Source organism: Streptomyces sp. CoH27, from assembly GCF_020181035.1.
In the GTDB taxonomy this organism is placed as follows: domain Bacteria; phylum Actinomycetota; class Actinomycetes; order Streptomycetales; family Streptomycetaceae; genus Streptomyces; species Streptomyces camelliae.
The window spans coordinates 170,456-190,989 of record NZ_JAIQYY010000020.1 but is presented as its reverse complement, the minus strand read 5'-3'; the positions used below and the strand labels follow the sequence as shown (position 1 = coordinate 190,989).

The 20,534-nt window shown below is 71.2% G+C and carries 15 protein-coding genes and 2 tRNA genes; 12 read left to right on the top strand and 5 right to left on the bottom strand.

The genetic code is table 11. The features are described from left to right. The first annotated feature begins 143 nt into the window (after positions 1 to 143). From gnd to LE548_RS31255, 7 genes are all read left to right on the top strand, one after another. The gene (gene gnd / locus LE548_RS31285) at positions 144 to 1,019 is read left to right on the top strand and encodes a phosphogluconate dehydrogenase (NAD(+)-dependent, decarboxylating) (RefSeq protein ID WP_225100358.1); all 876 of its coding nucleotides are present in this window, start codon (positions 144 to 146) and stop codon (positions 1,017 to 1,019) included. Positions 1,020 to 1,063: 44 nt separating this feature from the next. Further along, the gene (gene recF, locus LE548_RS31280) at positions 1,064 to 2,185 is read left to right on the top strand and encodes a DNA replication/repair protein RecF (RefSeq protein ID WP_225100357.1); all 1,122 of its coding nucleotides are present in this window, start codon (positions 1,064 to 1,066) and stop codon (positions 2,183 to 2,185) included. Continuing rightward, complete coding sequence (locus LE548_RS31275; RefSeq protein WP_225100356.1) at positions 2,182 to 2,730, top strand: DUF721 domain-containing protein; 549 nt, start codon at positions 2,182 to 2,184, stop codon at positions 2,728 to 2,730. The genes recF and LE548_RS31275 overlap by 4 nt, the downstream gene beginning before the upstream one ends. 384 nt (positions 2,731 to 3,114) lie before the next feature. After that, complete coding sequence (gene gyrB, locus LE548_RS31270; RefSeq protein ID WP_308030817.1) at positions 3,115 to 5,196, top strand: DNA topoisomerase (ATP-hydrolyzing) subunit B; 2,082 nt, start codon at positions 3,115 to 3,117, stop codon at positions 5,194 to 5,196. A gap of 42 nt (positions 5,197 to 5,238) precedes the next feature. Continuing rightward, positions 5,239 to 7,833 (top strand): DNA gyrase subunit A, encoded by a 2,595-nt coding sequence (gene gyrA / locus LE548_RS31265; RefSeq protein WP_225100354.1) that lies wholly within the window; start codon positions 5,239 to 5,241, stop codon positions 7,831 to 7,833. An 18-nt stretch (positions 7,834 to 7,851) separates the two neighbouring features. Further along, complete coding sequence (locus LE548_RS31260) at positions 7,852 to 8,586, top strand: DUF3566 domain-containing protein (RefSeq protein ID WP_225100353.1); 735 nt, start codon at positions 7,852 to 7,854, stop codon at positions 8,584 to 8,586. 89 nt (positions 8,587 to 8,675) lie between these two features. After that, positions 8,676 to 8,752 (top strand) — tRNA-Ile (locus tag LE548_RS31255). 203 nt (positions 8,753 to 8,955) lie between these two features. Here the strand turns inward: LE548_RS31255 and LE548_RS31250 are convergent. Next, a complete protein-coding gene (locus LE548_RS31250) occupies positions 8,956 to 13,203 on the bottom strand; it encodes a WD40 repeat domain-containing protein (RefSeq protein WP_225100352.1) in 4,248 nt (1,415 codons plus the stop codon). Positions 13,204 to 13,832: 629 nt separating this feature from the next. Here LE548_RS31250 and LE548_RS31245 point away from each other — a divergent pair. Together LE548_RS31245 and LE548_RS31240 are read left to right on the top strand one after the other, a co-directional pair. Next, complete coding sequence (locus LE548_RS31245; RefSeq protein WP_225100351.1) at positions 13,833 to 14,303, top strand: hypothetical protein; 471 nt, start codon at positions 13,833 to 13,835, stop codon at positions 14,301 to 14,303. 92 nt (positions 14,304 to 14,395) lie between these two features. Next, positions 14,396 to 14,593 carry a ferredoxin gene (locus LE548_RS31240; protein ID WP_225100350.1) on the top strand — a complete coding sequence of 66 codons (198 nt, stop codon included), beginning with the start codon at positions 14,396 to 14,398 and terminating at the stop codon, positions 14,591 to 14,593. Between the two features lie 16 nt (positions 14,594 to 14,609). On the opposite strand, the gene LE548_RS31235 is transcribed toward LE548_RS31240, so the two are convergent. Next, positions 14,610 to 15,386: a glycosyltransferase gene (locus LE548_RS31235; protein ID WP_225100349.1), complete on the bottom strand. Its 777-nt coding sequence runs from the start codon at positions 15,384 to 15,386 to the stop codon at positions 14,610 to 14,612. Positions 15,387 to 15,604: 218 nt separating this feature from the next. Continuing rightward, on the bottom strand, positions 15,605 to 15,952 hold the full coding sequence (locus LE548_RS31230) for a DUF6344 domain-containing protein (protein ID WP_225100348.1): 348 nt from the start codon (positions 15,950 to 15,952) through the stop codon (positions 15,605 to 15,607). A 358-nt stretch (positions 15,953 to 16,310) separates the two neighbouring features. On the opposite strand from LE548_RS31230, the gene LE548_RS31225 reads away from it, so the two are divergent. Together LE548_RS31225 and LE548_RS31220 are read left to right on the top strand one after the other, a co-directional pair. Continuing rightward, entirely contained in the window at positions 16,311 to 16,439 is a 129-nt protein-coding gene (locus LE548_RS31225; RefSeq protein WP_003999697.1) for a DLW-39 family protein, read from the top strand. Positions 16,440 to 16,750: 311 nt separating this feature from the next. Beyond that, positions 16,751 to 18,055 carry a hypothetical protein gene (locus LE548_RS31220; protein ID WP_225100347.1) on the top strand — a complete coding sequence of 435 codons (1,305 nt, stop codon included), beginning with the start codon at positions 16,751 to 16,753 and terminating at the stop codon, positions 18,053 to 18,055. Here LE548_RS31220 and LE548_RS31215 read toward each other — a convergent pair. Next, a complete protein-coding gene (locus tag LE548_RS31215; RefSeq protein WP_225100346.1) occupies positions 18,019 to 19,446 on the bottom strand; it encodes a serine/threonine-protein kinase in 1,428 nt (475 codons plus the stop codon). The two genes, LE548_RS31220 and LE548_RS31215, sit on opposite strands and share 37 nt — an antisense overlap. Before the next feature lie 158 nt (positions 19,447 to 19,604). Beyond that, positions 19,605 to 20,153 (bottom strand): helix-turn-helix transcriptional regulator, encoded by a 549-nt coding sequence (locus LE548_RS31210; protein ID WP_225100345.1) that lies wholly within the window; start codon positions 20,151 to 20,153, stop codon positions 19,605 to 19,607. A gap of 182 nt (positions 20,154 to 20,335) precedes the next feature. Here LE548_RS31210 and LE548_RS31205 point away from each other — a divergent pair. Beyond that, positions 20,336 to 20,408: transfer RNA gene (locus LE548_RS31205), tRNA-Ala, on the top strand. Positions 20,409 to 20,534 lie beyond the last annotated feature (126 nt).

Genomic DNA, 20,534 nt, shown 5'->3' with positions numbered 1-20,534 from the left:
ATCAGCCGGGCGGTGGCGATTCCGCAGGTCAGGCCATACGTATGAGCGCGTATGCCCACAGCTGTGCAGGACGGGTCGGGGCTAGGCTCGGACCGGGTACGCAGGTGCCCCTCACGCCACACAGCAACCTAAGGAACCAACTGATGGAGCTCGGTCTCGTCGGCCTCGGCAAGATGGGCGGCAACATGCGCGAGCGGATCCGCCGCGCGGGCCACACCGTCATCGGATACGACCGCAACGCGGACCTCGCGGATGTCCACAGCCTGGAAGAGCTTGTGGGCAAGCTCAGCGGGCCGCGCGTGGTCTGGGTGATGGTCCCGGCCGGCGAGCCCACCCAGTCGACCATCGACCAGCTCGCCGAGCTGCTGGAGCCGGGCGACGTGGTCGTGGACGGCGGCAACTCCCGCTGGACCGACGACGAGAAGCACGCCGAGGAGCTGGCGGCGAAGGGCATAGGCTTCGTCGACTGCGGTGTCTCCGGCGGCGTCTGGGGCCTGGAGAACGGCTACGCGCTGATGTACGGCGGTGACGCCGAGCACGTTGCCAGGGTGCAGCCGGTGTTCGACGCGCTCAAGCCCGAGGGCGACTTCGGGTCGGTGCACGCCGGCAAGGTCGGCGCGGGCCATTTCGCGAAGATGGTCCACAACGGCATCGAGTACGCGATGATGCAGGCCTACGCCGAGGGCTGGGAGCTGCTGGAGAAGGTCGACTCCGTCACGGACGTCCGTGAGGTCTTCCGCTCCTGGCAGGAGGGCACCGTGATCCGGTCCTGGCTGCTCGACCTCGCCGTCAACGCGCTCGACGAGGACGAGCACCTGGAGGGCCTGCGCGGTTATGCACAGGACTCCGGTGAGGGACGCTGGACTGTGGAGGCCGCGATCGACAACGCGGTGCCGCTGCCCGCGATCACCGCGTCGCTGTTCGCGCGGTTCGCCTCCCGCCAGGAGGACTCGCCGCAGATGAAGATGATCGCCGCGCTGCGCAACCAGTTCGGCGGGCACGCCGTAGAGAAGAAGTAGGCCTTCGGCAGGCCGGAGAGACACAGGGAGCCGGCGAAACGACCATGCACGTCACGCATCTTTCGCTGGCCGACTTCCGCTCGTACGCCCGGGCCGAGGTTCCGCTCGACCCGGGCGTCACCGCCTTCGTCGGTCCCAACGGGCAGGGCAAGACCAATCTGGTGGAGGCGGTCGGGTATCTCGCGACCCTGGGCAGTCACCGGGTCGCCTCCGACGCGCCCCTCGTCCGCATGGGTGCCGAGCGGGCCGTCATCCGGGCGCAGGTCCGGCAGGGCGAGCGGCAGCAGCTGATCGAGCTGGAGCTGAACCCCGGCAAGGCCAACCGCGCCCGGATCAACCGGTCCTCGCAGGTCAGACCCCGTGACATCCTCGGCATCGTCCGTACGGTCCTGTTCGCGCCCGAGGATCTCGCCCTGGTGAAGGGGGATCCGGGTGAGCGGCGGCGGTTTCTCGACGAGCTGATCACCGCGCGGTCGCCGAGGATGGCGGGTGTGCGGTCCGACTACGAGCGGGTGCTCAAGCAGCGCAACACGCTGCTGAAGACCGCTGCGCTGGCCCGGCGGCACGGCGGGCGGTCCATGGACTTGTCCACCCTCGATGTGTGGGACCAGCATCTCGCGCGCGCGGGTGCCGAGTTGCTGGCCCAGCGGCTCGATCTCGTCGCGGCGCTGGAGCCGCTCGCGGACAAGGCGTACGAGCAGCTGGCCCCCGGGGGTGGTCCGATCACCCTCGACTACAAGCCGTCCGCGCCCGGTGACGCGCGCACGCGCGAGGAGCTCTGCGCCCAGCTGATGGCGGCGCTGGCGGACGCCCGCAAGCAGGAGATCGAGCGCGGGGTGACCCTGGCGGGGCCGCATCGGGACGATCTCGTCCTCAGGCTCGGTCAGCTGCCCGCCAAGGGGTACGCCTCGCATGGTGAGTCCTGGTCGTACGCCCTGGCGCTGCGGCTGGCCTCCTACGACCTGCTGCGGGCCGAGGGCAACGAGCCGGTGCTGGTGCTGGACGACGTCTTCGCCGAGCTGGACGCGCGCCGCCGGGAACGGCTGGCTGAGCTGGTCGCGCCCGGCGAGCAGGTGCTGGTCACGGCGGCGGTGGACGACGACGTACCGGAGGTGCTGACCGGCGTCCGGTACGCGGTGTCCGGTGGGACGGTGGAGCGCGTATGAGCACCGGCGGTAGCGACGGACCCACCCCCGAGGGCGCGAAGAGGGACGAGCCCTCCGGTGTCGACCTCGCGCGCGTGGCGTTGCGTGCGGCGAAGGAGCAGGCACGCGCGCGTGGGGACGCGGTGCGGCAGAAGAAGCAGGCCCGGCGCGGCGGGCTGCGCTCCGGTGCGCGCGCCGACGGCCGGGACCCGATGGCGCTGGGGGCCGCGATCAACCGGCTGCTGACCGAGCGGGGCTGGGAGACGCCGGCGGCGGTGGGCGGGGTGATGGGCCGCTGGCCGCAGATCGTCGGTGAGGACCTGGCCAAGCACTGTGTGCCGCAGCGCTACGACGAGGACGAGCGCGTGCTGATCGTGGCGTGCGACTCCACGGCCTGGGCGACCCAGCTGCGTCATCTCGCGCCCGCGCTGGTCGCCCGGCTGAACGAGGATCTGGGGCACGGCACCGTGCGGATGATCAAAGTGCTCAATCCGGGCGGTCCGGCCCGCCGCTACGGGCCGCTGCGGGCTCCGGGGAGCACCGGGCCCGGCGATACGTACGGGTGACGTACCTCACGTCGACGGGCCGTGTGGCGGTGCCGTCGTGCCGTCACGCGCGCGTGTGCCGGGCGGTTCGACGCGCATCCGACCCGCATCCGACCCGCATCTGACCCGTGAGTAGCCAGGGGTTGACGGCCCGAAGCGCTGAGTGCCGCTGTGAGCCGCTTGGAGCCCCCTTCCGTATATCGGGACCCGGCCGAGACCGGTTGAGGGCGGCACATGGGGACTCAGGTACCGGCAAACCCCCATCGATGTCAGCGCTACCGGTAGACTGGAAGCCAATCCCGCCCCAACGTGGGGACCGCCCGGGAAAAGCTGAGCAACGCTGATCAAGGCTTACCAACGCAACATGCCGCAGCCGCTCCGGCAAACTGCCGACGAGCCCGGCTCGTGCTGTGCCAGAAAGGGCGCTTCGTGGCCGATTCCGGCAACCCCAACGAGAACATCCCGTCCACCGACGCCGGCGTGAACGGCGGGGCCGCAGAGTCCGGCGCGGCCGCCGCCTCCTACGACGCCAGCGCCATCACCGTGCTCGAAGGGCTGGACGCGGTCCGCAAGCGACCCGGTATGTACATCGGCTCCACCGGTGAGCGCGGTCTGCACCACCTGGTGTACGAGGTCGTCGACAACTCGGTCGACGAGGCGCTGGCCGGTTACGCGGACACCATCGACGTGACGATCCTCGCCGACGGCGGGGTCCGCGTGGTCGACAACGGCCGTGGCATCCCGGTGGGCATCGTGCCGTCCGAGGGCAAGCCGGCCGTGGAGGTCGTGCTGACCGTGCTGCACGCGGGCGGCAAGTTCGGCGGCGGCGGTTACGCGGTCTCCGGCGGTCTGCACGGTGTCGGTGTCTCCGTCGTGAACGCCCTGTCCACGAAGGTCGCCGTCGAGATCAGGACCGACGGTCACCGCTGGACGCAGGACTACAAGCTCGGCGTCCCGACGGCCCCGCTCGACCGGCACGAGGAGACGGCCGAGACCGGTACCTCGGTCACCTTCTGGGCCGACCCCGACATCTTCGAGACCACCGAGTACTCCTTCGAGACGCTGTCCCGGCGTTTCCAGGAGATGGCGTTCCTCAACAAGGGCCTGACGATCAAGCTCACCGACGAGCGTGAGTCGGCGAAGGCCACCAGCGGTGCGGACGAGGCGGGCGCCGACGAGAAGGCCGAGGTCAAGTCGGTCACGTACCACTACGAGGGCGGCATCGTCGACTTCGTGAAGTACCTCAACTCCCGCAAGGGCGAGGCGGTGCACAACACCGTCATCGACCTGGAGGCGGAGGACAAGGACAAGAGCCTGTCCCTTGAGGTCGCGATGCAGTGGAACAGCGGCTACAGCGAGGGTGTGTACTCGTTCGCGAACATCATCCACACTCACGAGGGCGGTACGCACGAAGAGGGCTTCCGGGCCGCGCTGACGTCGCTGATCAACAAGTACGCGCGGGACAAGAAGCTGCTGCGCGAGAAGGACGACAACCTCACGGGTGACGACATCCGCGAGGGTCTGACGGCGATCATCTCGGTGAAGCTGAGCGAGCCGCAGTTCGAGGGCCAGACGAAGACCAAGCTGGGCAACACGGAGGCCAAGACCTTCGTGCAGAAGGCGGTCTACGAGCACCTGAACGACTGGCTGGACCGCAACCCGGTCGAGGCGGCGGACATCGTCCGCAAGGGCATCCAGGCGGCCACCGCGCGCGTGGCGGCCCGCAAGGCGCGTGACCTGACGCGTCGCAAGGGTCTGCTGGAGTCGGCGTCGCTGCCGGGCAAGCTGTCCGACTGCCAGTCGAACGACCCCACCAAGTGCGAGATCTTCATCGTCGAGGGTGACTCCGCCGGCGGCTCGGCCAAGTCCGGCCGGAACCCGCAGTACCAGGCGATCCTCCCGATCCGCGGCAAGATCCTCAACGTGGAGAAGGCCAGGATCGACAAGATCCTGCAGAACCAGGAGATCCAGGCGCTGATCTCGGCCTTCGGCACGGGTGTGCACGAGGACTTCGACATCGAGAAGCTCCGCTACCACAAGATCATCCTGATGGCGGACGCCGACGTCGACGGCCAGCACATCAACACCCTGCTGCTGACCTTCCTGTTCCGCTTCATGCGGCCGCTGGTCGAGGCCGGGCACGTGTTCCTGTCGCGTCCCCCGCTGTACAAGATCAAGTGGGGCCGGGACGACGTCGAGTACGCGTATTCCGACCGTGAGCGCGACGCGCTGCTGGAGATGGGCCGTCAGCGTGGCAAGCGGGTCCGTGAGGACTCGATCCAGCGCTTCAAGGGTCTCGGCGAGATGAACGCCGAGGAGCTGCGGGTGACCACGATGGACCAGGAGCACCGGGTTCTCGGCCAGGTCACCCTCGACGACGCCGCCCAGGCGGACGATCTGTTCTCGGTCCTGATGGGTGAGGACGTCGAGGCCCGCCGCCAGTTCATCCAGCGCAACGCCAAGGACGTCCGCTTCCTCGACATCTGAGTCGGTCTCAGCTGACCGCACCAGGAAGGATCTTCACCAGCAATGGCCGACGAGAACACTCCCGCGACGCCCGAAGAGGGCGGCGAACTCGCGATGCGCATCGAGCCCGTCGGGCTTGAGACGGAGATGCAGCGCTCGTACCTGGACTACGCGATGTCCGTCATCGTGTCCCGCGCGCTGCCCGACGTCCGTGACGGTCTCAAGCCCGTCCACCGGCGCGTGCTGTACGCGATGTACGACGGCGGTTACCGCCCCGAGCGCGGTTTCTACAAGTGCGCCCGTGTCGTCGGTGACGTCATGGGCAACTACCACCCGCACGGCGACAGTTCGATCTACGACGCGCTGGTGCGCCTCGCGCAGCCGTGGTCGATGCGGATGCCGCTGGTGGACTCCAACGGCAACTTCGGCTCTCCGGGCAACGACCCGGCGGCCGCCATGCGCTACACCGAGTGCAAGATGGCGCCGCTGTCGATGGAGATGGTCCGCGACATCGACGAGGAGACCGTCGACTTCACGGACAACTACGACGGCCGCTCCCAGGAGCCGACCGTCCTGCCCTCCCGCTTCCCGAACCTGCTGATCAACGGCTCCGCCGGTATCGCGGTCGGCATGGCGACCAACATCCCGCCGCACAACCTGCGCGAGGTCGCGGCCGGCGCCCAGTGGTACCTGGAGAACCCCGAGGCCTCGCACGAGGAGCTGCTCGACGCGCTGATCGAGCGCATCAAGGGCCCGGACTTCCCGACCGGCGCCCTGGTGGTGGGCCGCAAGGGCATCGAGGAGGCGTACCGCACCGGGCGCGGCTCGATCACGATGCGCGCGGTGGTCGAGGTCGAGGAGATCCAGAACCGCCAGTGCCTGGTGGTCACCGAACTGCCGTACCAGGTCAACCCGGACAACCTGGCGCAGAAGATTGCCGACCTGGTCAAGGACGGCAAGATCGGCGGCATCGCGGACGTCCGTGACGAGACGTCGTCCCGTACCGGCCAGCGCCTCGTGATCGTCCTGAAGCGGGACGCGGTCGCCAAGGTCGTGCTGAACAACCTGTACAAGCACACGGACCTGCAGACGAACTTCGGCGCGAACATGCTGGCGCTGGTCGACGGCGTGCCGCGCACCCTCTCCCTGGACGCGTTCATCCGGCACTGGGTGACGCACCAGATCGAGGTCATCGTCCGCCGGACGCGCTTCCGGCTGCGCAAGGCCGAGGAGCGGGCGCACATCCTGCGCGGTCTGCTGAAGGCCCTGGACGCCATCGACGAGGTCATCGCGCTGATCCGGCGCAGTGAGACCGTCGAGATCGCGCGCACGGGCCTGATGGGCCTGCTGGAGATCGACGAGATCCAGGCGAACGCGATCCTGGAGATGCAGCTGCGGCGCCTGGCGGCCCTGGAGCGGCAGAAGATCGTCCAGGAGCACGACGAACTGCAGGCGAAGATCAACGAGTACAACCAGATCCTGGCCTCGCCGGTCCGTCAGCGCGGGATCGTCAGCGAGGAACTGGCCGCGATCGTCGAGAAGTACGGCGACGACCGCAAGACCATGCTGGTGCCCTACGACGGTGACATGTCCATCGAGGACCTGATCGCCGAGGAGGACATCGTCGTCACCGTCTCGCGCGGCGGCTACGTCAAGCGGACGAAGACGGACGACTACCGGGCGCAGAAGCGCGGCGGCAAGGGCGTGCGCGGCACGAAGCTGAAGGAAGACGACATCGTCGACCACTTCTTCGTCTCCACCACGCACCACTGGCTGCTGTTCTTCACCAACAAGGGCCGGGTGTACCGGGCGAAGGCGTACGAGCTGCCCGAGGCCGGCCGGGACGCGCGTGGTCAGCACGTGGCGAACCTGCTCGCCTTCCAGCCGGACGAGGCGATCGCCGAGATCCTCGCCATCCGGGACTACGAGGCGGCGCCGTACCTGGTGCTGGCCACCAAGTCCGGCTTGGTCAAGAAGACGCCTCTGAAGGATTACGATTCGCCTCGCTCGGGCGGTGTGATCGCGATCAACCTGCGGGAGCGCGAGGACGGTTCGGACGACGAGCTGATCGGTGCGGAGCTGGTCTCGGCCGACGACGATCTCCTTCTGATCAGCAAGAAGGCACAGTCGATCCGGTTCACCGCCACTGACGACTCGCTGCGTCCGATGGGCCGTGCCACCTCCGGTGTCAAGGGCATGAGTTTCCGTGAGGGCGATGAGCTTCTCTCGATGAATGTCGTTCGACCCGGTACGTTCGTGTTCACCGCCACGGACGGTGGGTACGCGAAGCGGACCGCCGTCGACGAGTACCGCGTCCAGGGTCGCGGTGGCCTCGGTATCAAGGCCGCCAAGATCGTGGAGGACCGCGGTTCGCTCGTCGGTGCGCTGGTCGTCGAGGAGACCGATGAGATCCTCGCGATCACGCTCTCGGGCGGTGTGATTCGTACGCGAGTCAACGAGGTCAGGGAGACGGGCCGTGACACCATGGGCGTCCAACTGATCAACCTGGGCAAGCGCGATGCCGTGGTCGGCATCGCACGTAACGCCGAGGCCGGGCGCGAGGCGGAGGAGGTCGACGGCGAGGATGCCGTCGACGAGACCGCCGAAGGGGCGCAGGCCGCCGGTACGGACGAGGGTGAGGCGCCCTCGGCCGAGTAGCACGAGGAGAGAGTCATCGTGAGCGGAGCCACGGGCGCCGGATCGGCCGGTACCTCCACGGGTACGGAAGCGGACGGCGGCGGCCGTGGCTCCGCCGCGCACGGGGGGCGTGCGGGCGGCGCCAGTGACCCGCACACGACCAACCTCAAGCCGGTGAAGGTGTCCGAGCAGGACTCCGCCGGTTCGTCTGCATCCCAGGGGGGAACAGTGACGGACACCCGAGGCCCGGCCCCGGCCGGTGAGGCGCAGGCGTCCTCGCCGCTGCCCGGTGAACGGCGCCCCGAGCAGCCCGCCGGGCCGTACCACCCGCCGCAGGCCTATCCGGCGCAGGCGCCCGAGGGTGCCGTACGCCGGCCGCGCACGGGGGTGCGGACGACGCCGCGGACCCGTAAGGCGCGGCTGCGGGTGGCCAAGGCCGATCCGTGGTCGGTGATGAAGGTCAGCTTCCTGCTCTCGATCGCGCTCGGCATCTGCACGGTCGTCGCCTCGGCGGTGCTGTGGATGGTCCTGGACGCGATGGGCGTGTTCTCGACGGTGGGCGGCACGATCTCGGAGGCGACCGGTTCGAACGAGGCGAACGGCTTCGACCTGCAGTCGTTCCTGTCCCTCCCCCACGTCCTGACGTTCACGACGATCATCGCGGTCATCGATGTGGTCCTGGCCACGGCGCTCGCGACGCTCGGCGCGTTCATCTACAACCTCTCCGCGGGCTTCGTGGGCGGCATCGAGCTGACCCTCGCCGAGGACGAGTGACGGGCCCCCGACAACCGATTTTGGGTCTGACGTGGTCGTGCGCTAATCTTCAGGAGTCAGCGCGCGGGACACACACCGCAAAGCGCGGCGGGGCTATAGCTCAGTTGGTTAGAGCGCATCCCTGATAAGGATGAGGCCACAGGTTCAAATCCTGTTAGCCCCACCAGCACGAAGACCCCCAGCCGATCATGGTTGGGGGTCTTCGGCATCTACGGCTGACATCAACTGCCGCCTGTTCTCTCCTGTGAGCGCCAAAAAGGCCCGATCGCTGGCGACGGGGGATGCACCAGCGATCGGGTTATGGCCAAGGGTAACAAGGTTGAGCGGATTGCGGGGGCAAGTCGGGCGGGAATCAGGCAGGTTGGCCGATCAGCGACCACACGGGGGGTCGTAGGAGAGGCGGGGGAGGTACTCGTGCCACTTCTGCGGGGTCAGGACCTTGCGGGTGACCCCGCAGAGGTAGTCGATCGCCGCGTCGTCGTCCAGGTTCCACAGGCGGGCCGTGTCCGTGCCGCTGGAGACGCCCAGGACGTTGCCCCTGGGGCTGAAGGACAGGAATGTGCCCGACTTGGCGTTGGAGTTCATCGACTGGCCGATGGGGACCGCCGAGGACGGGTGGGTGACATTCCACAGCCGGACGGTGTTGTCATTGCCGCCACTGGCCAGAACATGCCCGTTCGGGGTGAACGTCAGCAGCTTGACCGCCTCGGTGTGGCCGGTGAGCGGCGCGCCCAGCGCGGTCGCCGAGGCGGGGTCGGTGACGTCCCACAGCCGGACCGTGTCGTCGTCGCTGCCGCTGGCCAGAACGTGCCCGTCCGGGCTGAAAGCGAGCGCGTTGACGGGGCCGGAGTGCTGGGTGAGCCGGGCCAGCGCGGTCGCGTGGGCCGGGTCGGCGACGTTCCAGAGCCGGACCGTGCTGTCCGCGCTGGCGGAGGCGAGGGTGCGGCCGTCAGGGCTGAAGGAGATCGCGTTGACGTAGCCCCGGTGGCCCGCCAGCGGTCTGCCGAGCGCGGCGGGGCGCGCGGGGTCGGTGACGTCCCACAGCTGGATGGTGGTGTCGTCGTAGGCGGTGGCCAGAACGTGCCCGTTCGGGCTGAAGGTGAGCGTGGCCGGCCCCGCGAAGCGCGTCCGCAGGGCGATGGGCGATCCGGCGACGACCGGGTGGGACGGATCGCTGACGTTCCACAGATACACCGTGTGGTCGTAGGTGAGGACGGCGAGAACGCGGCCGTCGGGGGAGAACCGCAGCGAACGATGGCCGGCGTCGCCCTGCATGAACGGCTTGCTCAGCAGCACCGGCCGGCCGGGCCGCGTCACGTTCCACAGCCGGAGCCTGCCGTCCCGCGCCGCCGTGGCCAGCAGCCGTCCGTCCGGCCGGAACGCGCCGGTGCGGCCGATGATGTCCGACGTCGGCAGTGACCACAGGCGCACCTTGCTGTCACCGCTGCCGGTGGCGAGGGTCTTGCCGTCGGGGCTGAACCCCAGGGCGTACATCTCCCCGCTGCTGCCCGCGAGCGGCTCCCCGATCTGGGAGGGGGACGTCCGGTCGGTCACGTTCCACAGGCTGGCGGTGCTGTCCGCGCTCGCGGCGGCGAGCCGGCTGCCGTCCGGGCTGAAGGCCACCGACCAGATCGGGCCGGTGTGCCCGGCGAGCGGGGAGCCGAGCGCGGCGGCGTGGGCGGGGTCGGTGACGTTCCACAGGCGGATCGTGTCGTCGGCGCTGCCGGAGGCGAGAGTGTGCCCGTCGGGGCTGAACGCGACCGAGTGCACGAGGTCGGTGTGGCCCTTCAGCGTCGTGTCGTAGCGCTTGGCGTGCCGTGGGTCGGTCACGTTCCACAGCAGGACCGTGTCGTCGTCACCGCTCGCCGCGAGGGTGCGCCCGTCGGGGCTGAACGCCACGCAGCGTACGGCGGCGGAGTGGCCGGTGAGGGCGCCGATCTGCCGCGGCCGGCGCGGGTCGGCCACGTCCCACAGCCGTACGGTGTGGTCCTCGCCGGCGGAGGCCAGCGTACGGCCGTCCGGGCTGAAGGCGATCAGATAGATCGTGCCTTTGTGCCCGGTCAGGGGTGCGCCCAGGGACATCGGACGGGCGGGGTCGGCCACGTTCCACAGCCGGACCGTGCCGTCGTCGCCGGCGCTGGCCAGGGTGTGCCCGTCCGGGCTGAAGACCGCGCTGCTCACCCAGCTGGTGTGCCCGGTCAGCGGCTTGCCCAGTGGCTTCGGGCGGCTGGGGTCGGCCACGTTCCACAGCCGGACCGTGCGGTCGTAGCTGGCCGTGGCCAGGGTCTTGCCGTCGGGGCTGAACGAGGTGAGGTAGACGGCACCGGTGTGGCCGGTCAGCGGGGTGGCCAGCGGCGCGTTCACGATCGAGATCAGCCTGCTGTACGTCCCCTCGTCCTTGGGGCGCAGCCGGTGCGCGACCAGGTCGAGCTGGGCGGACAGGGACGGATCGGTGTTCTGGACCCGGTCGGCCTCGGCGAGGACCTGCTCGAAGACGGCGTCGTCCCGCTGCTGCCGGGCGATCACCGCCGACCCGCCGGCCACGAGGGAGAGCACCACCAGCGCGGCCACCGCGGCCCGGCTCAGCCACACCGAGCGTCGGCGCAGCCGGACCGAGGCGGCCAGGAACTCCACCGCGCTGCGGGTCAGGAAGGTGTCGCCGGCCGACCTGGCCCAGCCGCGGGCCTGCTCCAGCCGGGAGCCCCGGTAGAGCAGCGAGCTGTCCCGGCCCGAGTCCTCCCAGGCCCGGCCGTCCTCCTCCAGCCGCTGGCGCAGCAGATGGTCGTTGCGGTTGTCGTCGATCCAGTGCCGCAGCCGGGGCCAGGCGTGCAGCAGCGCCTCGTGGGTGATCTCCACGGTGTCGGCGTCCAGCGTCACCAGCCGGGCCCGGACGAGGGCTTCGAGGGACTCCTCCGTCTTGCCGGGGTCCGCCGACTCCGCCGCGAGCTGGCGCCGGGTGCCGCGCCGGCGGGTGGCGTGGGTGTCCTCGCCGAGGCGGACCAGGCGCAGCAGGAGCAGCCGGGCCGCCGTACGGGCCGCGGGGTCGAGCCCGGACCAGGCGCGCTCGGCGGTCGCCGCGACGGCGCCCTGGATCCCGCCGGCCGCGCGGTAGCCGGCCAGCGTCAGCTTTCCGGCCTTGCGGCGCTGCCAGGTGGCGAGCAGGGCGTGGGACAGCAGCGGGAGCACGCCGGCGTCGTGCGCCCCGCGCGGGCCGTCGGCGCTCACCTCGCGGACGATCAGCTCGGCGAGCCCCGGCTCCAGCTCCAGGCCGACCGCCTTGGCCGGGCCGGTCACCGCCTCGCGCAGTTCGGCGCTGGTCAGCGGGCCGAGCACCATGTGCCGGTGCTGGAGGGCGTCGGCGAGCTCCGGATAGCCGAGGCACTGCTCGTAGAAGTCGGCGCGGATGCCGAGCACGACGACGACCGGGGCGGGGCCGTCCGCGCCGGCCGGCGGGGTACAGACGGCGTGCAGCAGCTGGATGAAGGTACGGCGGTCCGCCTCGTCGGGGCAGAGGGTGAAGGCTTCTTCGAACTGGTCGACGATGACGACCGGGCGGGAGCCGAGGGGCCTGCTGCCGACGGGGCGGTTGTCGGAGGGGCGGCTGTTGATCGTTCGGCTGTCGGAGGGTCGGTTGTCGGAGGGGCGGTTGTCGACGGGCCTGCTGGCGACGGGTCGGTCGTCGACGGGTCGGCTGTCGGAAGGCCGGATGTCCGGGGACGGGCCGTCGGTGGGCTCCCCGGTCGTCTCGCGGTGCGCCCACGCCGAGACCGCCTCGCGCGCCGCCCGGGCGATCCGGGGGGCGTCGGAGCCGGGCACGGCCGGGTTCCGGGTCGCCGCCCGTTCGGCCTCGCGCGCGTCGGCGGCGACCGCGGCCAGCTCGGGGACCCGGCGGACCAGCTCGCCCAGCGGATCGGCGCCCGGCACCAGCTGGAGCACCAGTCCCTCCCCCGGACTTCGTCCGAAGGGACCCCCGTCTCGCTGCGCTCGCCCGGGCCGGTCCGCCGCCAGGGCGCCGTCGCGGACGGCGGGCACCAGACCGGCGTTGAGGAGGGAGGACTTGCCCGCGCCCGAGGCGCCCACCAGCATCACCAGACCGCCGGTGCGCTCCGTGGCCCGCAGCTGGCCGACGAGCGTGCTCGTGCTGCGCTCACGGCCGAAGAACCAGCGGGCGTCCTCCTGCCGGTAAGGGGCCAGACCCCGGTAGGGGCACACGCCGCCGGCGACGGGCGGGGTCTGGGCGGGCGGCTGCCGGCTCTCCTCGTCGGGGGGTGCGGGCCGGTCGCCGACCGGGTCGGCCAGCGCGCGCTCCCACAGCCGCTGCCAGTGCGCGAGCTCGTACAGGCCGGTGGAGACCGGGGCGGGGCGCAGCCGGCGCGCCTCCGGTATCAGGATGTGCAGCACCGCGGCGAGGGCGGCGAACTGTGCCGGAACGTTTCTGGCCCGGCGCCAGTCGCTGATGCGCTGCGCGGACACCCGTACGGGCCGGCCGCGCTCGTCGACCCGCTGCAGCCGTACGACCGCCTCGGCGACGCTCTTGAGGGGAGGATTTCCGGCCTCCTTGTACAGCAGCGCGAGACGCTCGGCGAAAGCTGTGCGTGCCCCTGAGTCGGAACTCAAGGCCCCTCCCCTTTTCTTTCCCCCCGCATCTGGACGTCCGGACCGGAAAACTCACCTTATACGCCTGACCTGCGAATAAGCACCGGACCGGAGGCCGGAACCTCCTCGCCGACGGCAACAGATGGCAGGATCCGGACCCGGTAGCGGATCCGTCACACACCGTCCGGACAGGCCACGGGCCTGGGACGCGAGCCGACCGACCGCTTTGCCGAAAGATCTCGGTCAACTTCCACCGGGGACCCGCGAGCGGGCCCCGCAGCAGGCAGGGAGCGGCAGCGAGGCCGTCGCGTGATTCCGCGACCACTCCAGGAACCGGCTCCCCTTCCGCGACTCGTGACGAGCCGACGCGTCACGGGTTGGCAGCCCCGCACCGTTCGGCACCGGTCCCCACGAGGGGAGGGACCGGTGCCGAACGGGCGGCGGACTCATACCGGTCTCCTACAAGACTCATCCTTCACTTTTCACCCTGACACCTTCATTCCGCCCGGATCCGGTCGGCCGTTCCGTCCGGATCCAGTCGGCCGTTCCGCCGCCCGGACCGAGTCGCCGCGCGGGCAGCGCCCTGGATATCTGACGCATCGTCAGATATGGTGCCGCCCCGGCCGGCTGTCCCCGAAGGGGTGAGTGTCATGGAGAAGGCGGAGAAGCGGCCCCCGTGCCCGCACGGCGCCCCGCGCTGGGTCGCTCTGTTCCATCAGCCCGCACAGGACTCCTGGACGGTGGCCGCCGAGTCCCCGGACCGGGCTCCCGTGCTCTACGCCGTCGCGGACATGACCAGGACCGTGCGGGCGCGCGGCGAGGAGGCCACGGTCGCGCTGTGGGGGCCCGGCGACGGCGCCTGGCGCCTCTACGGCACCCCGTCCGCCAAGGCGCCCGCCGCCCCGGCCGACGGGCCCGGACCCGCCGCCGCACCGGCCAAGCTCGCGGAACGCATGACGGACCGCCGTCACCAGGTGCTGATGGCCGCGCTGGGCACGGCGGGCCTGTACGACCTGAGCCCCGAGGACGACGAGGCGGTCCGGGCGATGGCCGACCTGCTGGACGAGCCCACGGTCCGCCGAGTGGCCCACTGGCTCTCGGCCGCGGGCGGGCAGCGCTAGGACGAGGGCGACGGGTGGGTCCGGTTCGGCGCGCGCTTCGTGGGGCAGTGACGTCCTGGAAGTCGACGTCATCACCGACGACTGGAGGACGCATGAAGGTCTCCGTCGACCGCGCCCTGTGCTACGGCTCCGCCGAGTGCGCGCACCGGGCGCCGGCCGTGTTCGCGTTCGAGGACGGGTACGGCGTCGTACGGCCCGGCCGCGCGGAGTCCGGCGACGACCCTGAGGTGCGGGAAGCGGCGGAGAAGTGCCCGTCGCAGGCGATCGTGCTCGGCGGAGCGGCGGAGTAGGTCCACGGAGCAGGCCTCAGGAGGCGTCGGGGCCCGGCAGCGCGGGCGGATAGGCCCAGCCCAGGTCGGCCAGTTCCCGCGCCCTGGCCTCCGCCACCGCCATCCGGGCCGCGCGTTCGGCGGGTTCGACGTGGGAGGCCTGGCCGGTCGCCTGCCCCTCCCACTTGCGGTACAGCAGACCGACCTCCGCCGAGAACCAGCCGCGGCTCACCGCGTTCAGCGCCAGCAGCAGGCCCGTGTCCTCGGAGGCAGGCAGGGCCATCCAGCCGCCCAGGGCGATCAGCAGGTCCCGGCGGACGCACAGGGTCGCCGGGTGGACCGGCGCGCGGAAGTCGCTGCGGCTCCAGTGGGCGAGCACGACACCGCGTTCGAGCGGGCCGTCGTCCGGATCGCCGGGAAAGCCGGCCGTGGAGCCGTCAGGCAGCAGGTCCAGGACCCGGGAGGTGGTCCAGCCGACGGTGCGGTCGGCCTCCAGTACGGCCACGTCACGGGCGAGTGCGCCCGGGGTGAGCAGGTCGTCGGCGTCCAGCACCCTGACGTACACGCCCTCGGCGTGCGCCAGCGCGATCGTCCGGGCGACCCCGGGACCGCCCGGCCGGCCCTGCCGGAAACTCACGCGCGGGTCGTCGGGGACGTAGGGGCGCACCTCGTCCGTCGTGCCGTCCTGCTGGATCACCCACTCCCACTCCCAGCCGTCGGGGAGCCGCTGCTCGCTCAGCGACGCGTAGGCGTCCGGCAGGAACGGCGCGGACGGGCCGTGGACAGCGGTGACGACGGTGACGCGCCGGATCACGACAGGCTCACCACCTTTGTCTCGTGTGTCTCGTGTGTCTCGTGGGGGAGTCGTTCTGGGGTGCTGGCGTTCGTCGTCCATCCTCCCAGGCGGGGAGTGGCGACAACGCGAGACCCCCGGCCGGGTCCGGCCGGGGGTCGTTCCGTGTCGACTGAACGGATGGGTACGCAAGTCGCCTGGTTCGTCGAGACGGCTGCGGTGCTGCTGAAGGGGCCTGCTCAGCAGTCGAGGGTGCCCGCCGAGGGGTGGTCGAAGGCCGCCGTGCTCTCCGCTTCCGTCGAGTCGAGGGGCCGGTGCCGGCAACTGGGGGTCTTGCCGTGGGCCTCGGCTCGGATCCGCTGCTTCATCGTGGGGGGCAGGGCCCTGGCGTGGGACCAGAGCCAGTGGTGTGCCGCCGGGTTCGTCGGGACGGTCCGCTGCGCGGTGCCGGTGCCGGGGGTCTCGGTCAGGGGCGCGGCCGCCGCGGTCGTGGCGGTGGTGGCGGTGACGAGTCCGAGCGCCGTGCACAACGCGAGGAAGGCGGTGACGATGGCGGTCCACAGCTTCATGACCTTGTTCTGGGTCATGGCCCCTCACTTTCGGGTTGGGCGATTTGCGTACTTTCCTCATGATGTGTATGCGGATCGCGAAGTGGGGGACCGACGCCCGTGGCGCGTCGATGTTCCGATGAACACCACTCGGATGGCGGTAAGCGGGTCCGAAAACCCCAAAGCTTGGTGAGAGAGGGCGGAGAGGGGTGACGTAACCGCCCGTGGAGGTGTGATCACCCTCCGATCGGATCGGCCGCGGACCTGCCCCGGACCTGCCCTATCGAGCTCCAGGAGGCGGGAGTTGGGCCGGGACGCAGGTCACCGATTGATATCGGCCGGTGTGTATAGTCGGGCGCCAGAGGTCCCCTACGTCAAGGAAAGACGAGGTCGCGCGGTGAAGAAGCTGCTCCTGGTCGCACTGGCCGCCATCGGCGGGCTCCTCGTGTACCGCCAGATCCAGGCGGATCGCGCCGAGCAGGACCTGTGGACGGAGGCGACTGACTCCGTGCCCACGGGTTCGTGAGTGCCGATACCAGAATCTGAACAGACCCCGGTCGCCGAAGCGGCCGGGGTTCTGCGTTTGCGGGGGCGCGCGGGGCGCGGTAAGCGCTTCTGCGGGCCGACGCGCCGTCGTACGCCTCCCGCTGAGCGGTGCCGGGCTTTTCGGACGGCCGCACGCGTTCCCCGGATGGCGCAGGGACGCACGGGGCAGGATGGGCAACGGTCCGGTACGGCGGTGACAACGCGGCGGGCGACGACTGGGGAGGCCGGCACGTGCGGGGGCGATGGCTGACGTCGAGGCTCAGGCTGAGGCTCGGGCGCAGGCGACGAACGGTGTGGTGGCCGGCTCTGCTGCTGCCGGGGCTGTGCGCCCTGGTCACGCTGCCCGGCGCCACGGCGGCCGCCGCCGACGACACGCCGTACGCCTTCGCGCCCGGTGCGTCCGTGGTCGCCGGCGGGCAGGCCCCCGCCGCCGCCGGACGGCTGGCGGCCGGCCGCGTCTACCGCAGCTCCCTGCCGGGCGACGGCACGCTCTACTACCGCCTCCGGCTCGCGGCCGCCGACACGGCGTACGTCCCCGTCACCGCCGTACCCCCCGCGAACGCGACCGTCACCAGCACCGACGGCATCAGCGTCACGGTCCAGGACGCGCGCGGCACCCGCTGCTCCTATGCCGACGCCCGCTTCGGCGCCGGACTCAGCCCCCGCCCGGTCACCGCGCTCGGGCAGCGCGAGCCCGGCCACTCGGTGTGCCAGGGCGGCGGGACGTACTACGTGACCGTCCAGCGCCTCGCCACCGGGGGCGTCTCCTCCGCCGGGCCCTGGGACCTGGAGCTCGCGCCCGCCACCGAACCCCGCCCGGCGCACGCCGGGGCCACCACGGCGCCGGAGACCTGGGACTCCGCCACGCCCGAGCCGCTCGGCGGGGCGCCGGTGGAACGCTCCGGCGGCACCGGTTTCGCCTTCGCCCGCCCGCTGGGCCAGGGCGTCTGGCGCACCGAACTGACGCCCGGCGAGACCCGGTTCTACAAGGTGCCGCTCGACTGGGGCCGGCAACTGCACGCCTCCGCCGAGCTCGGCGGTTCCACGGGCCACGGCTATGTCGGCGGCGCCCTGGAGCTCTCTCTCCACAACCCCGTCCGCGGCTACGTCGAGGACACCGCGCTCGGCTACACCGGCACCGGGAAGTCCGCCGTGCTCGCCCCCGTCCCACCGGTGGAGTACGCCAACCGCTACGCCGTCCCCGCCGCGGTGACCTCCGTGCGGTTCGCCGGTGACTACTACCTGGTCCTGCACCTCAGCGAGCGGCTGACCGGCACGTTCGGGCAGGGGCCGTTCCCCGTGACGCTGCGGGTCCGGGTGACCGGGCAGGCGCACGCGGGGCCGGAGTACGCCGGCCGGCCCGTGCCCACGGACGTCTTCACGGTCACGGACCAGGACCGGGCGGCCGCGCTCGCCGGGGGCGGCGCAGGTGTGGCGGGAGCGGAGGGCACCGGGGGCGGGGGTGATCCGGTGATGAAGCTGGTCGCGGCCGGTGGCATCGGCCTGGGCACGCTGCTCCTGCTGGGGCTCGGCGCGTGGACGCTGGCGGCCCGCCGGCCTCAGACCCGGGCCAGCGCCCAGAAGCCCACCGCGTAGCAGGCCAGCGCCAGCAGCAGGATCGGTATCACGGCCTTGGCCGGCGGCCCCGGCCGCCGCTCCCGCCGCGCCCGACGCCCGCGCCGACCGTGTCCGGGGGCGGACGGGAACGGCTGCGGGTTCCGGGCGGTGTACGACGCGGTGATGGACGGCTCGGCAGCCCAGGGGGCCGGCTGGGGCTGGGGAGGCAGAGGCGGAGGGGGAGGGAGAGGTTCCGTCGGTCCGTGGAGGGGGGTGTGGGGGGAGACGTACGGGGGCTCGGGGGCCGGAGCCGGCGCGGGGAGCGGCGTCGGAGCAGGAGTCGGGGTCGGGGTCGGGGTCGGGGACTCCAGGGGTGGCGGCAGACGGAAGCTCCCGGTGTCCGAGAGGGATCCGGTGCCGGTGGGCGTATCACCACGGACATGGCCGTGATCCCCCGTTGTACCGGCCGTATCAGCAGGACTGGCAGGACCGGCCGCAGAGGCGGTGTCCGTGTCCGGGAGCAGTTCCCCGGCCACCCCGGAGGCCAGGGTGAGGGGGCCGTCGGGGCCGAACCCGGAGGGAAGCGGGCCGAGTTGGTCGAAGATCTCGATCAGCTCGTCGTCGAGATCGGGCTCCGGCAGGAGTTCCACGGCGGAGGCGAGCGCCTTGCGGGCACCCGTGGCGGTACGGAACCGGGCGGCCGGGTCGGGCTGGAGCAGGCCGGCGACGACCTGCCAGAGCGGTTCGGGGACACCCTTGGGCGGGCCGGGCGTGCCGTGTTCGGCGAAGTACTCCACCAGCGCCTTGGCGTCCGGCTTGGCGCCTTCGAGGAGGTAGAGGGCGACCAGGCCCACGGCGAAAAGGTCGGCCGGGAAGTCGGGTTCGGCGCCGAGCAGCTGCTCGGGGGCGAGGTAACCGGGCGTCCCCACCACGAGGTTGGTCTCCGTCAGCCGGGGTTCGCCGAGCCGCATGGCGATGCCGAAGTCGGACAACCGCAGCCGGGGCCGGCCGGTGCCGGTGGCTTCGAGGAGGAGGTTGGCGGGCTTGATGTCCCGGTGGATGACGCCTTCCGCATGGACGGCGGCGAGACCGGACAGCAACTGGTCGAGCAGCGTGCACACGTACGCCGGCGGCAGGGGGCCGTAGTCGCCGACGAGATGGACCAGCGAACCGCCGGCGACCAGGTCCATGGTGAACAGCACCTTGTCGTCGTCGGCGGCCCAGCTGGCCGGGGCGAGGACATGGGGGTGGTCGATCCGCAGGGCCTGCTCGCGCACGAAGCGCAGCAGGGAGTGGGCGTCGCGCTGCTGGAGGACCTTCGCGGCCACATAACGGCGCCGGCGGTGGTCCCAGGCACGCCATACGGCGCCCACGCCACCGCGTCCGATCGGGTCGGCCAGCTCGTACCGGCCGGCGAAGACCTCACCCATGGCTGTGCGCCGCTCCTCCCCCGAGCTCCGCGTGCCCCCCGACCGCCAAGCCCCCTGACTACCCCTACTACCCCTCGCTACCCCCCAGCCCCTGCTGTCACTCTGCCCCCCGGGCTCTCCCCCGTACCGCTACTGGCCCCCGTGTTGCCCCCGTGGGGTCAGCTCTGGTGGGACTGGTAGTGGGCGACGGCGTCGGAGGTGCGGCCGGCGCCGTAGACACGGAGGAACTCCGCCAGTTCGGGATGGGCCGGGGCGAGGCTGTCCGCGGCGTCGATGATGTCGCCCGCGGCGGCCACCGAGCGCAGCAGCGACTGGATCTCGCGGACCACCCGCTTGACGGTCGGCGCACCCGAACCGCTCGTGGTGTGGGTGGTGTTGCTGAGCACGGAGCCCCCCTGCGACTTCTTGATCTCTTCCATGCGCTCGCTCGCCTCGGCGGCGCTGACGCTGCCGTCCGCGACCTGCGCCGCCAGCTCCTGCAGCAGCTGGACCCGCTGGACCACGGCGGGATTGCCGATCTTGGCCCGCTGGCCGCTCATCAGCTGCGAGAGCATCGGAGCGGACAGCCCGAGGACCGCCGCGAGACGGGCCTGATTGAGTCCCAGATCCTCGATGAGCTTACGGAAGAGCGCCCCCAACGGCTCCCCGTACCAGTTCCGCTGCAGCTCCCGCGCTCTGGCGGTGGCTTCCTGCTGTGCGGCGTCCATTGCGTCTCCCCATCGCTTCCCCTGAATACCGCGGTTCGCTGTAGCGAACCACGCCGAGCATCTTACGGAGAGTGGTCATCCGCGGGGACCCCCAATCTTTTTGCGGGATATGGGGGGTGACCCGGTAGTCTGGTCAGCGACGCCTGCCGGACAAGGTTCCTTCCGGCCGGTCGTTCCCTTCTGGGGCCTTAGCTCAGTTGGTAGAGCGCCGTCTTTGCATGGCGGATGTCAGGGGTTCGACTCCCCTAGGCTCCACTCGCATATACCCCCTGACCTGCGGAAACATGGTCAGGGGGTGTTTTTGTCCCGGACGCGTGAACCCAGGCCACCTCAAAAGACGGCGCCGCGCCGGGCGGGACGGCGATCGTCCACCTCTCCTTC